The following is a 12320-nucleotide window of genomic DNA, read 5'->3' on the forward strand; positions in this document are numbered from 1 at the left end:
GCCGTTGCCGATGTCCGCGCCTCGTCAGTGAGTACCCTGACAGCCGGCCGCGCGAGAGCGCCGCCGGCCATCGAGCTCCGTCTTGCGCCTCAGCCGGTATTGCGCAGGCCCGCCGCGATGCCGTTGATGGTCAGATGGATCCCGCGCCGCACGCGCGCATTGGTGTCGCCCGCGCGGTGCCGCTTGATCAGCTCGACCTGCAGGTGGTTGAGCGGATCGAGGTAGGGGAAGCGATTCTTGATCGAACGCGCCAGCAGCGGGTTGGCCGCCAGCCGCGCCTGGTGGCCGGTGATCTCGGCCAGCGCGGCGGCGGTGCGCTCCCATTCGGCGACGATGCGCGCAAACACGTGCTTGCGCAGCTTCTTGTCGGCCACCAGCTCGGCGTAGCGCGAGGCCACGGCCAGGTCGGTCTTGGCCAGCACCATGTCCATGTTCGACAGCAGGTGCGAGAAGAACGGCCAGCTGCGGTTCATCTTCTGCAGCAGGGCCAGGCGCTTGGCGCGCTCGGCCGCGGGGTTGGCCGAGTTGGCCGCGCCGTCGAGGTAGGCCGCGAAGGCGCTGCCGAAGCCGTACCAGCCGGTCAGCAGCAGCCGGCACTGGCCCCACGAGAAGCCCCAGGGAATCGCGCGCAGGTCCTCGATCTTGCGGTTCTTCGGGTCCTGCAGCTTGCGCGAGGCCGGGCGGCTACCGATGTTGAGCTCGGCGATCTCGCTGATCGGCGTCGAGGAGAAGAAGTAGTCCTTGAAGCCGGGCGTCTCGTAGACCAGCGCGCGGTAGGCGCCCATCGCCGCGTCCGACAGCGTCTGCATGGTCGCCTCGAAGGCCGGCAGTTGCGCGGGCGCGTTGTTGCGCGGCAGCAGCGAGGCCTCCAGCGTGGCGGCCACCACGGTTTCCAGGTTGCGCCGGCCGATCTCGGGGTTCGAGAACTTGCTGGCGATCACCTCGCCCTGCTCGGTCAGGCGGATCTGGCCGTTCACGGTGCCCGGCGGCTGCGAGAGGATCGCCTGGTAGGTCGGGCCGCCGCCGCGGCCGACCGTGCCGCCGCGGCCGTGGAACAGGCGCAGCTTGATGCCCTGGGCGCTGAACAGCTCGACCAGGGACAGCTCGGCGCGATACAGCTCCCAGTTCGAGGTCAGGAAGCCGCCGTCCTTGTTGCTGTCCGAGTAGCCGAGCATGACTTCCTGCTCGCCGCCCTGGTGGGCGACCAGCGCCTGCATGCCGGGCAGCGCGAAGTAGTCGCGCATGATCTCGGGCGCGTTCTGCAGGTCGGCGATGGTCTCGAACAGCGGAATCACCATCAGGCCGTGCCGGGCATGGCCGTGCGCGCCGAAGCTGCCTTCCAGCAAGCCGGTTTCCTTCTGCAGCAGCAGCACCTCGACCAGGTCCGACACCGTTTCGGTGTGCGAGATGATGTAGTTGCGCACCGCGCGCGGGCCGAACTGGGCACGCACGTCGCGGGCCTTCTCGAGCACGCCGAGTTCGCTCTTCGCGAGATCGGAATAGTCGAGGTAGGGGATGCGCAGCGGGCGCGGGTCGGCCAGCGCGGCCAGCAGCACGCGCAGCTTGTCGGCTTCGGCGAGCGCCGCGTAGTCGGCCTCGACGCCGGCGCGCGCGAACAGCTCGGCGATCACCGCCTCGTGGATGTCCGAGCTCTGGCGCAGGTCGATGCTGGCCAGGTGGAAGCCGAACACCTCGGCGGCGCGCACCAGCGGTGCCAGGCGCGGCGTGGTCAGCGAGGCGCCGTGATGCGCGACCAGCGATTCCTGCAGCACGCGCAAATCGCGCGCGAAGGCCTCGGAATCGGCATAGGGCGTGGCGCGCACCGGCGGCGCGCCGCGGCCGGCGCTGCGCACCGCCACCACGCCCTCGCCCAGGCGCACCCGGGCGCTGGCGGCGATGCGCGTGTAGATGCCGATCAGCGCGCGCCGGTAGGGCTCGTCGACGCGATGCGGCGACTGGTCGGGCGAGGCCGCGGCCAGCGCCTTCACTTCGTCGCTGGCGCCCACCAGCAGGTGCGAGACCGACAGCTCGGCGCCGAGCTTGTGGACCTGCTCCAGGTAGTGCTCGAGGATCACCGTGCCTTGCCGATGGATCGCCTCCTCCAGGGTGGCGGCGGTCACGTTCGGGTTGCCGTCGCGGTCGCCGCCGATCCAGCTGCCCATCTGGAAGAAGGCCGGCACGCGCGCGTCCAGGCCGTGCTCGGCCAGCGCTTCCTCGATGTCGGCGTAGAGCGCCGGCAGCTCGTCGAGGAAGGTGGCGCGGTAATAGGACAGCGCGTTGTCGATCTCGTCGCCGACCGTCAGGCGCGCGTCGCGCAGCATGCGGGTCTGCCACAGCGAGGTCACGCGCGCGCGCAGCAGTGACTCGTTGTGCGAGCGCTCGCGCGTGGTCAGTTGCTGGTCGCGCTCGGCGAGCAGGCGGGCGATGTCGTGCTGGGCGTCGAGGATGCTCTTGCGCTGCACCTCGGTCGGGTGGGCGGTCAGCACCGGCACGATCAGGGCCTCCTCGAAGAAGCGGCGGATCACCTCGGCCGAGGCGTCACCGGCGTCCTTCAGCGTCTGCAGCGCGAAGCCGACCGTGCCGGCCTGCGGCGTCGAGCCGGCCAGCGCGTGGATGCGGCGGCGGCGGTTGTGATGGCGGTCCTCGGCGATATTGGCCAGGTGCGAGAAGTAGCTGAAGGCGCGCACCACGCTGACGGTCTGCTCGGGCGTGAGCTTGCGCAGCATGCGGTCGAGCGTCTGCGCGGCCTCGCGGTCGTCCTCGCGGCGGAATTTCACGGCGTGCTGGCGGATCGTCTCGACCACCTGGAACACCGCGTCGCCTTCCTGCTCGCGCACCACGTCGCCGAGCAGGCGTCCCAGGTAGCGGATGTCCTCGAACAGCGGCAGGTCCTTGTCCTCGCGCGTACGGCCGTTCGTTTTCGGCGCGGCGGCGCGCTTGGGCGAGGTGGTCGAGCGGGTCGAGGTGGCCGGGGCGGCGGGTTTCGTGGTCGCGGCGCTTGCCTGCTTGGTTTCCGGCTTGGCGGCCGCCTTGCTGGCGGTCTTGCGGGCCGGTTTCGTCGTGACTGGGCCGGCCGGGCTGGCGGCCTGCTTGCCGCGCGCTTGCGCGGGCGCTTCGGCGGACGCCGGCGCGGTGACGTTGGACGAGGCAGTATTGCGGCGCGCGGCGCGCGCCGATCCGGAGGACTTCACGATGGGTTTCCTTGGGAAAGCACGAGTGAACGGGAGACTTCGGGCACTGACTGCGATACGGGAAACAGCGGCGGCGGACCGCCGCGCACCACGCCGGCCGCCGGCGGGCGGCCTCGCTCGCGCGCCGCGCCGCCCGGGAAAAGGGGACGGGCGTGCGTGCTACCATTGTCCGATCCTGATTCCCGTCCTTCGATGCCGCTGCAATGAATTCCGAGACTCTTACGGCCGACGCTCCGGCGACGCTCACCATCGCTTCGCGGGAAAGCCGCCTGGCGATGTGGCAGGCTGAACATGTGCGTGATGCGCTGCGCAAATTATATCCAGCTTGCGACGTGAAAATCCTCGGGATGACCACGCGCGGTGACCAGATTCTCGACCGTACCTTGTCAAAGGTCGGCGGCAAGGGTCTATTCGTGAAGGAACTGGAGAATGCGCTGGCCGACGGCCGGGCCGACCTGGCGGTGCATTCGCTCAAGGACGTGCCGATGTCGCTGCCCGAGGGCTTCGTGCTGAGCACCGTGATGAGCCGCGAGGATCCGCGCGACGCCTTCGTCTCCAATGATTACGCCTCTCTCGACGATCTGCCCACCGGTGCGATCGTCGGCACCTCCAGCCTGCGCCGCGAGGCGATGCTGCGCGCCCACTATCTGGACTTCGACGTGCGTCCGCTGCGCGGCAATCTCGATACGCGCCTGGCCAAGCTCGATCGCGGCGACTACGCGGCGATCATCCTGGCCGCGGCCGGGCTCAAGCGGCTCGGGCTCGGCGATCGGATCCGCGCGCTGATCGACGTCGAGACCAGCCCGCCGGCCGCCGGCCAGGGCGCGCTCGGCATCGAGATCGCGGCCGCGCGCACCGACGTGGCGCGCTGGCTCGCGCCGCTGCACGACAGCGCCACCGCGCTGGCCGCCGAGGCCGAGCGGATGGTGTCACGCGCGCTGGGCGGCAGTTGCTCGGTGCCGCTGGCCGCGCATGCGATCTGGCACGGCGAGCGGCTCGAGCTGACGGGGCGCGTGTCGAACACCAGCGGCACGCGCGTGCTGACGGTGCGCCAGGACGCGGCCGTGACCACCCCCGACGAGGCGCTCGCGCTCGGCAAACAGGTGTCCGACGAACTCGAACGGCAGGGCGCCTTCGAGATCATCGAGGCGCTGCTCGGAGACCAGACCCGATGACCCGGACCCGCGCGTTCACGGCAGTGCTGACGAAGCCCGAGGGGCAATCGGCTGCGCTCGCCGCGCAACTCGCGGCGGCCGGCATCGAGGCCTTCGACTTCCCGCTCATCGACATCGCGCCGGTGGCCGATCCGGCGCCGCTCGACGCGGCCTTCGCGCGGCTCGATGCCTATGCGCTGGTGGTGTTCGTCTCGCCGAACGCGATCGACCGGGCGCTGGCGCGTTTCAACGCGATCTGGCCGCATTCGCTGCCGGTCGGCGTGGTCGGTCCCGGCAGCGTGGCCGCGCTGGCGCGCCACGGCATCGCGGCGCCCGCGCATCGCGTGATCGCGCCCGGCACGCAGCCCGAGGACAAGGGCGGCGACGAACCGCGCTACGACTCGGAAAGCCTTTACGCGCAGATCGAGCGCGCCTTCGTGCCTGTCGTGCCGCGTGCTTCGTCGGGCGCCGGCGCGGGCGTCGCCACCGACGACCATGGTCGTCATGGCGGCGATGAATGCAGCAGCGAGGGCGCGAAGCCTGTCGTTCCCGGCGATCCAGCCGGCGCCGCGGCCCAGCCTCTCGCGAACCCGGGCCCCGATTCCTTCCCTTCGTCCGATTCCCCCGCAGCGTCGGCCGCGGTCGGCCCGCTGGCCGGCAAGCGCGTGCTGATCGTGCGCGGCGACGGCGGCCGCGACTGGCTCTCGAACCGGCTGCGCGAGGCCGGCGCCGAGGTCGAGCTGGTGGCCGCCTACCGCCGCATCGTGCCGGAGCCTTCGATCGGCGCCTGGGAGCGCGTGCACGCGCTGCTGGCGGGCGAGCCGCATGCCTGGCTGGTGACCAGCTCGGAAGGCGTGCGCAACCTGCGCGAGCTGGCCGACGAGCACCTGACCGGCACCGAGCGCGACGCGCTGCGGCACGCGCCGCTGGTCGCGCCCCATCCGCGCATCGCGGATACGGCGCGGGCCATGGGTTTTGATACGATTACGCAGTCCGGCGCGGGCGATGAGCGCATCGTCCACGCCTTCCGAACGTTGGCCGACTCGGCCGCTCACGCGGCGCAAGCCGCATCGGTGCCCTCTCGCATGACAGATACCAACGATTCCAGCAAGGCTTCCTCCCAGGCCGCCGCCGCGCCCCCGCGGCCCACGACGCCGTCCAATGCCCCCTTCACGCCCTTCGAGGCGCAGCCGCCGCGCCGCTCGGGCGGTACCGCCGGCGTGCTGCTGTGGTGCGTGGTGGTGGTGCTGGCCTGCGCGGCAGGCGCGGGCGGCTTCGTGCTGAACCGCAAGATCGAGAAGCTCGACCAGCTCGCGGTGCAGCGGCAGAAGGCGCTCGACGCGGCGACCGCCGAGATCCGCAACAAGTCCGACCAGGCGCTGGCCAACGCGCACCAGGTGGACGGCCAGCTCTCGCAGCTCGCCGGCAAGCTGTCCGACGCGCAGGCGCAGCAGCAGGCGCTGCAGCAGCAATACCAGGATCTCTCGCGCAATCGCGACGCCTGGCTGCTCGACCAGGTCGAGCAGACCCTGTCCGGCGCGAGCCAGCAATTGCAGTTGACGGGCAACGTCCCGCTGGCCCTGGTCGCGCTGCAGAACGCCGATCAACAATTGGCGACCTCGCAGGGCGCGCAGGCGATCGCGGTGCGCAAGGCCATCGCGCAGGACATCGACAAGCTCAAGGGTGCGCCCTCGGTGGATCTCACCGGCCTGGCCATCAAGCTCGACGACGCGATCGGCCGGATCGACGCGCTGCCGCTGTCGGGCGAGGCGCCGATCGGGCAGGCGCGGCCGCGCGCCGCCCACCCGGGCGATATCGCCAGCGAGGCGGCCGCGACCGGCCAGCCGCGCTGGAAGGTCTGGTGGCACGAGGTGAGCACCGGCATCGGCGCGCAACTGACCAGCCTGGTGCAGGTGCGCCGCATCGACAATGCCGATGCGATGCTGACCTCGCCCGAGCAGGGCTACTTCGTGCGCGAGAACGTCAAGCTGCGCCTGCTGACGGCGCGCCTGTCGCTGCTCGCGCGCAACGATTCGGCGATGAAGTCGGACCTGCACGCGGCGCAGGCGGCGCTCGCCCATTACTTCGACGCCTCGTCGAAGGACACCCGGACCGTCGAGGATCTGTTGAAGCAGGTCGATGCCGCGTCGCTGTCGGTGGCGGTGCCGAACCTGAGCACCAGCCTCAACGCCATCCAACAGTTCAAGAGCCGGGGTTGACGATGACGCTGCGAGGAATCCTCTGGCTGGCCGTGCTGTTCGCGATCGCCGTGGCGCTCGCGACGGTCGGCCGCTTCGACGGCGGGCAGGTGCTGATCGTCTACCCGCCGTATCGCGTCGACGTATCGCTGAACCTGTTCATCGTCTCGATCGTGGTGCTGTTCGTGGTGATCTACGCGCTGTTGCGCATCGTGCGCAACATCTGGCGCATGCCGCAGCGGGTGGCCGCCTATCGCAAGCGGATGCGCCACGAGAAGGCGCATGCCTCGCTGCGCGAGGCGATCGCCAATCTCTACGCGGGCCGTTTCTCGCGCGCCGAGAAGGCCGCGCGCGACGCGCTGTCGGTCGACGACAACCAGAGCGCGGCGGGCCTGGTGGGCGCGGTCGCCGCGCATCGCATGCACGAGTACGCGCGCCGCGACGAATGGCTGGCCCGCGTCGATGCCAACGAATGGCAGGAGGCGCGCCTGCTGGCCACCGCCGACATGCGCGCCGAGGCGCGCGACGCCGAGGGCGCGCTGGCCGCGCTGGCCGAGATGCAGGCTTCGGGCGGCAAGCGCATCCATGCGCAGCAGGTCGCGCTGCGCGCCCAGCAGCAGTTGAAGAACTGGGCCGAGGTGCTGAAGCTTGCCAAGGCGCTGGAGAAGCGCGAGGCGCTGCATCCGGCCGCCGCGGTGCGGATGCGCCAGCAGGCCGCCGAGCATCTGCTGCGCGACCGTCGCCACGACGCCGATGCGCTGCTGGAAGTGTGGCAGTCGCTGTCGGCCGCCGAGCGGCAATCGCCGCGCCTGGCCGACCTGGCCGCCGAGCTGCTGGTCACGCTGGAGCGCCAGCCCGAGGCGCGCCGCATCGTCGAGGACGCGCTGGCCCACAACTGGGATGCGCGCCTGCTGCGTCGTTATCCCGACACGGCTGGCAGCGATGCGCTACCGCTGATCCAGAAGGCCGAAGGCTGGAAGCGCGATCATCCCGACGACGCCGAGCTGCTGGTGGCCCTGGGCCGGCTCTGCCAGAAGCAGCAGCTGTGGGGCAAGGCGCAATCCTTCCTGGAATCGGCGCTGAAGCTGTCCGACAGCGAGGCGCTGAAGGTTCGCGCGCATCGCGCGCTGGCCAGCCTGTTCGAGCATCTCGGCGACCAGGAGAAGGCCGCGCGCCATTACCGCGAAAGCGCGCTGGCGGCACAGCTCGGCTGAGGCAGGCGCTTCGCGCGCCGCAAACGCAAACGGCAGCCCTGGAGGCTGCCGTTTTGCATTGTCGGCCTCGGCCGGCTGGCCTCAGCGGTTCACCAGCGCCTTCGGCACCGACAGCGCCAGCAGGCCGCCCAGCACGCAGAACGCGGCCAGCATCACCATCCCCGCGTCGTTGCTGCCGGTGGCCTGCTTGAGCCAGCCGATCATGTAGGGGCTCAGGAAACCGGCCAGGTTGCCGATCGAGTTGACCAGGGCGATGCCGGCCGCCGCCGCGGTGCCGCCCAGGAAGGCGGTGGGCAGGCTCCAGAACAGCGGCAGGGTGGTGAGGATGCCGATCGTGGCGAGCGTGAGGCCGACCATCGCCAGCGCGGTCTGGTGCGCCCAGACCACCGACAGCAGCAAGCCGATCGCGCCCAGCGCGGCGGGCAGCGCGACGTGCCAGCGGCGCTCGCGGCGGCGGTCGGCGCTGCGCGCGATCAGGATCATGCCGACCACGGCGGCCGCGTAGGGGATCGCCGAGAGCAGGCCGATCGTGAACGAGTCGGTCACGCCGGTCGACTTGATGATGGTCGGCAGCCAGAAGCCCACGCCGTACAGCCCCATCACGAAGGAGAAGTAGATCAGCGCCATCAGCCACACGCGCGGGCTGGCCAGCACGCGGCCGATCGAATGGTCGTCCTTGAGCGCCTCCTCGGCCTGCACGTTGCGTGTGAGCAGCGCCTTTTCCTCGTCGCTCAGCCAGGCGGCCTTGGCGATGCGGTCCTCGAGCGCGGCCAGCACCAGCAGGCCGACCAGGATCGAGGGAATCCCCTCCAGCAGGAACAGCCACTGCCAGCCGGCCCAGCCGTTGCTGCCGTGGAAGGTCTTGAGGATATAGCCCGACACGGGGCCGCCGATCACGCCCGACAGCGCGATCGCGGTCATGAAGAAGGTGGTCATGCGCCCGCGCCGGTTGGCCGGGTACCAGTAGGTCAGGTAGAGGATCACGCCGGGGAAGAAGCCGGCCTCGGCCACCCCGAGCAGGAAGCGCATCACGTAGAACATCGCCGGCGTGGTGACGAACATCATCAGCGCCGAGATCAGCCCCCAGGTGATCATGATCCGCGCGATCCAGACGCGCGCGCCCACCTTGTGCAGGATGATGTTGCTCGGCACCTCGAACAGGAAGTAGCCGAAGAAGAAGATGCCGGCGCCCAGGCCGTAGACGGTGTCCGACAGGTTCAGGTCGGCGGCCATCTGCAGCTTGGCGAAACCGACGTTGACGCGGTCGAGGTAGGCGACCACGTAGCAGAGCATCAGGAGCGGCGCGAGCCGCCAGGTGACCTTCCTGTAGGTGGCCGTCTCGAACGCGGACGGCTGGCCGGGATAGGCCGGTGCGGTGCTTGCCATGGGTCGTCTCCTTGCGTTGTCTTGATTTTTGAGGTCCTGCCGGTGCTGCCGGTACCGCTTTGCCGGAAGGGCCGGGCGCATCGCGGCGCCGCGGTCTCCGCGCCGCTCAGATGCAGCGGCCGCCGTCCACCTCGAGGCAGGTGCCGGTGATGAACTCGGCTTCGTCCGAAGCCAGGTAGAGCGCCGCGTTGGCGATGTCCTGCGGGGTCGAGAGGCGGCCCAACGGGATCGTCGCGAGAAAGCGCTGGCGGTTCTCGGGGGTGTCCTCGACGCCCATGAACTCGGTCATCAGGCCGGTCTCGCCGAGCACCGGGTTGATGCAGTTGACGCGGATCCGGTCGGCGCCGAGCTCGGCCGCCAGCGCCTTGCTGGCGGTGATCATCGCGCCCTTGGTGCTGTTGTACCAGACCAGTCCCGGGCGCGGCCGGATGCCGGCGGTGGAGGCGATGTTGACGAACACGCCGCCGCCGGCCTGGCGGAAATACGGCACCAGGGTCTGCACGCTCCAGAACAGGCTCTTCATGTTGACCGCGTAGACGCGGTCGTACTCGGCCTCGCCGACCTCCAGCACCGGCTTGTTGCGATGCGTGGTGCCGGCGTTGTTGACCAGGATGTGGACCTGGCGGAAATCCTCCAGCGTGGCGGCCAGCAGGGCGCGCCAGTCCTCGCCGCGCGAGACGTCGCCGGGCACCGCGATCGCCTTGCCGCCCGCCACCGCGATCTCGCTGGCCACGCGCTCGGCGGCCGCGCCGTTCAGGTCGTTGACCACCACGTTCGCGCCCTCGCGCGCGTAGGTTTTGGCGATGCCCTCGCCGAATCCCGAGCCGCCGCCCGTGACGATGGCTGTCTTGCCCGCAAGCCGCATGAATCGTCTCCTGTCTCGTGTCGATGATCGGAAGGCGCGCCGGCCTCGCCGCCGGGCGCCGCTTGAAACGTGCCGCGCCGCGTGCCGACTAGCCGTGCTTCAGCGCGATGGTCTTGAGCACGGTGAAGCCGTAGAGCGCCTCGAAGCCCTTCTCGCGCCCGTGGCCCGAGCGCCCGCTGCCGCCGAAGGGCAGCTCGACGCCGCCGCCCGCGCCATAGTTGTTGACGAACACCTGGCCGGCGCGCACGCGCCGCGCGAGGCGCATCTGGCGCGCGCCGTCGCGGGTCCAGATGCCGGCCACCAGGCTGTAGGCGGTGCCGTTGGCGAGCGCCAGCGCTTCGTCTTCGTCGCGAAAGCGCATCGCGGCCAGCACCGGGCCGAACACCTCTTCCTGCGCGAGACGATGCCCGGGCGGCACGTCGCGCAGCAGGGTGGGCGCCTGGTAGAAGCCGCTTTCGGGCGCCTCCGGCACCACCTCGCCGTGCGCGGCCATGGCGATGCCGTCGTGCTGCGCGTCGGACAGGAAATCCCAGACGCGCTGCTGCTGTTTCGCGTTGATCAGCGGGCCGCAGTCGAGGTCGGCCAGGCCCGGGCCCACGCGCAGCGCGTTGAAGGCGGTCGCGAGCCGGTCCAGCAGCGGCTCGTAGACGCCGTGCTCGATCAGCACGCGGCTGCCGGCCGAGCAGGTCTGCCCGCCGTTCTGCACGATCGCCGAGACCAGCACCGGCAGCGCCGCGTCGAGGTCGGCATCGGCGAACACGATCTGCGGGGACTTGCCGCCCAACTCCAGCGTGACCGGCACGTGGCGCTCGGCGGCGGCCTGCGCGACCAGCCGGCCGGTGTCGGGCGAACCGGTGAAGGAGATGTGGTCGATGCCAGGATGCGCGGACAGCGCGGCGCCGGCCTCGTGGCCGTAGCCGGTCACGATGTTGAGCGCGCCGCCCGGCAGGCCCGCCTCGGCCGCCAGGCGCGCCACCAGCAGCAGCGACAGGCAAGCGTCCTCGGCCGGCTTGACCACGCAGGCATTGCCGGTGGCCAGCGCCGCGCCGACGCTGCGGCCGAAGATCTGCATCGGGTAGTTCCAGGGCACGATATGGCCGGTGACGCCGTGGGCTTCGCGGATCGTCAGCACGGTATAGCCGTTCTGGTAGGGCAGGGTCTCGCCGTGCAGCTTGTCGGCCGCGCCGGCGTAGAACTCGAAGTAGCGCGCCAGCGCCGCGGCGTCGGCGCGCGCCTGCTTGAGCGGCTTGCCGGTATCGCGGCATTCGAGCTGGGCGAGCGCCTCCTGCTGCTCGGCCACGCGCTGCGAGAGCCGGAACAGCAAGCGGCCGCGTTCGGCCGCGCTGGTGGCGCCCCAGGCGCCCTCGAAGGCACCGCGCGCCGCGCGCACGGCGGCGTCGATGTCGGCGGCGCTGCCGCGTGCCAGGCGCGCGAACGGCGCACCGTCGGACGGGTCGATCACGGCGATCGTCTCGCCGTTCGCGGGCGCGACCCATTCGCCCGCGATGAAGTGCCTTGCCTCTTCCATGCCTGCTCCTGGCTCCTGGGTATCGAGGTACGACCGAAGCTGCTGCGGATGCTGGGGCGGTGATGCATGGCAGGCCAGGCGCGGCGATCACGGCAGCCGCGGGGCCTGCATTTTGTTCGCGCCGCGGGCAAGTGTGCACCTAACTTCGCCGGAGCGCCATCGGGTGATTGGCTATAATGGCGGCTCTTCGCGGGGGCGAGATCGTTTGCGCCCCGTCCCGTTTTCCCATCGTCATGCAGAGAGCGCTCATGAGCTTCAGCAATGTTCCGGCCGGCAAGGATCTGCCGCACGATTTCAACGTCATCATCGAAATTCCGGCGCAAAGCGACCCGGTCAAGTACGAGGCCGACAAGGATCTCGGCCTGCTGGTGGTCGATCGCTTCGTCGGCACCGGCATGCGTTATCCGGTCAACTACGGCTTCATCCCGCAGACGCTGTCGGGCGACGGCGATCCGGTCGACGTGCTGGTGATCACCCCGTTCCCGCTGCTGGCCGGCTCGGTGGTGCGTTCGCGCGCGCTCGGCATGCTGCAGATGACCGACGAGTCGGGCGTCGACGCCAAGCTGATCGCCGTGCCGCACGACAAGGTGTGCCCGATGACGGCCAACCTCAAGTCGCTGGACGACGTGCCCGAGTACCTGAAGGACCAGATCAAGCACTTCTTCGAGCAATACAAGGCGCTCGAGAAGGGCAAGTGGGTGAAGGTCGACGGCTGGGCCGGCATCGAGGCCGCCCACAAGGAAATCTCGGAAGGCGTGGCCAACGCCCAGAAGTAAGCCCGCGT

At 70.3% G+C, this 12320-nt stretch carries 8 protein-coding genes; 4 read left to right on the top strand and 4 right to left on the bottom strand.

The window, feature by feature from the left end; all coding sequences use genetic code 11:
* Positions 1-89: 89 nt before the first annotated feature.
* Positions 90-3191 carry a phosphoenolpyruvate carboxylase gene (gene ppc, locus F3J18_RS11980; RefSeq protein ID WP_166912913.1) on the bottom strand — a complete coding sequence of 1034 codons (3102 nt, stop codon included), beginning with the start codon at positions 3189-3191 and terminating at the stop codon, positions 90-92.
* A gap of 203 nt (positions 3192-3394) precedes the next feature.
* On the opposite strand from ppc, the gene hemC reads away from it, so the two are divergent.
* The 3 genes from hemC to F3J18_RS11995 are packed head-to-tail and all read left to right on the top strand — an operon-like array spanning position 3395 to position 7757.
* The gene (gene hemC, locus F3J18_RS11985) at positions 3395-4366 is read left to right on the top strand and encodes a hydroxymethylbilane synthase (protein WP_025096609.1); all 972 of its coding nucleotides are present in this window, start codon (positions 3395-3397) and stop codon (positions 4364-4366) included.
* On the top strand, positions 4363-6564 hold the full coding sequence (hemDX, locus tag F3J18_RS11990) for a fused uroporphyrinogen-III synthase HemD/membrane protein HemX (RefSeq protein WP_166912914.1): 2202 nt from the start codon (positions 4363-4365) through the stop codon (positions 6562-6564). The genes hemC and hemDX overlap by 4 nt, the downstream gene beginning before the upstream one ends.
* Before the next feature lie 2 nt (positions 6565-6566).
* Positions 6567-7757 carry a heme biosynthesis protein HemY gene (locus F3J18_RS11995; RefSeq protein ID WP_166912915.1) on the top strand — a complete coding sequence of 397 codons (1191 nt, stop codon included), beginning with the start codon at positions 6567-6569 and terminating at the stop codon, positions 7755-7757.
* 81 nt (positions 7758-7838) lie between these two features.
* On the opposite strand, the gene F3J18_RS12000 is transcribed toward F3J18_RS11995, so the two are convergent.
* From F3J18_RS12000 to F3J18_RS12010, 3 genes are all read right to left on the bottom strand, one after another.
* On the bottom strand, positions 7839-9143 hold the full coding sequence (locus F3J18_RS12000; protein WP_017920073.1) for an MFS transporter: 1305 nt from the start codon (positions 9141-9143) through the stop codon (positions 7839-7841).
* A gap of 106 nt (positions 9144-9249) precedes the next feature.
* Positions 9250-10008, bottom strand: a complete 759-nt coding sequence (locus F3J18_RS12005) for an SDR family oxidoreductase (protein ID WP_166912916.1) — start codon at positions 10006-10008, stop codon at positions 9250-9252.
* A gap of 88 nt (positions 10009-10096) precedes the next feature.
* Positions 10097-11536, bottom strand: a complete 1440-nt coding sequence (locus F3J18_RS12010) for an aldehyde dehydrogenase family protein (RefSeq protein WP_025096604.1) — start codon at positions 11534-11536, stop codon at positions 10097-10099.
* A gap of 248 nt (positions 11537-11784) precedes the next feature.
* Here F3J18_RS12010 and ppa point away from each other — a divergent pair, with 248 nt between their 5' ends.
* A complete protein-coding gene (gene ppa / locus F3J18_RS12015; RefSeq protein ID WP_013699041.1) occupies positions 11785-12312 on the top strand; it encodes an inorganic diphosphatase in 528 nt (175 codons plus the stop codon).
* The last annotated feature ends 8 nt before the right edge of the window (positions 12313-12320 follow it).

This window comes from Burkholderia sp. Ax-1720 (assembly GCF_011753035.1).
Lineage (GTDB): Bacteria > Pseudomonadota > Gammaproteobacteria > Burkholderiales > Burkholderiaceae > Burkholderia > Burkholderia gladioli.

Bases quoted from the DNA above. Each gene is read 5' to 3' on its own strand.
- hemC (WP_025096609.1), top strand. From the start codon at position 3,395: ATGAATTCCGAGACTCTTACGGCCGACGCTCCGGCGACGCTCACCATC.
- hemDX (WP_166912914.1), top strand. From the start codon at position 4,363: ATGACCCGGACCCGCGCGTTCACGGCAGTGCTGACGAAGCCCGAGGGG.
- F3J18_RS11995 (WP_166912915.1), top strand. From the start codon at position 6,567: ATGACGCTGCGAGGAATCCTCTGGCTGGCCGTGCTGTTCGCGATCGCC.
- F3J18_RS12000 (WP_017920073.1), bottom strand. From the start codon at position 9,143: ATGGCAAGCACCGCACCGGCCTATCCCGGCCAGCCGTCCGCGTTCGAG.
- F3J18_RS12005 (WP_166912916.1), bottom strand. From the start codon at position 10,008: ATGCGGCTTGCGGGCAAGACAGCCATCGTCACGGGCGGCGGCTCGGGA.
- F3J18_RS12010 (WP_025096604.1), bottom strand. From the start codon at position 11,536: ATGGAAGAGGCAAGGCACTTCATCGCGGGCGAATGGGTCGCGCCCGCG.
- ppa (WP_013699041.1), top strand. From the start codon at position 11,785: ATGAGCTTCAGCAATGTTCCGGCCGGCAAGGATCTGCCGCACGATTTC.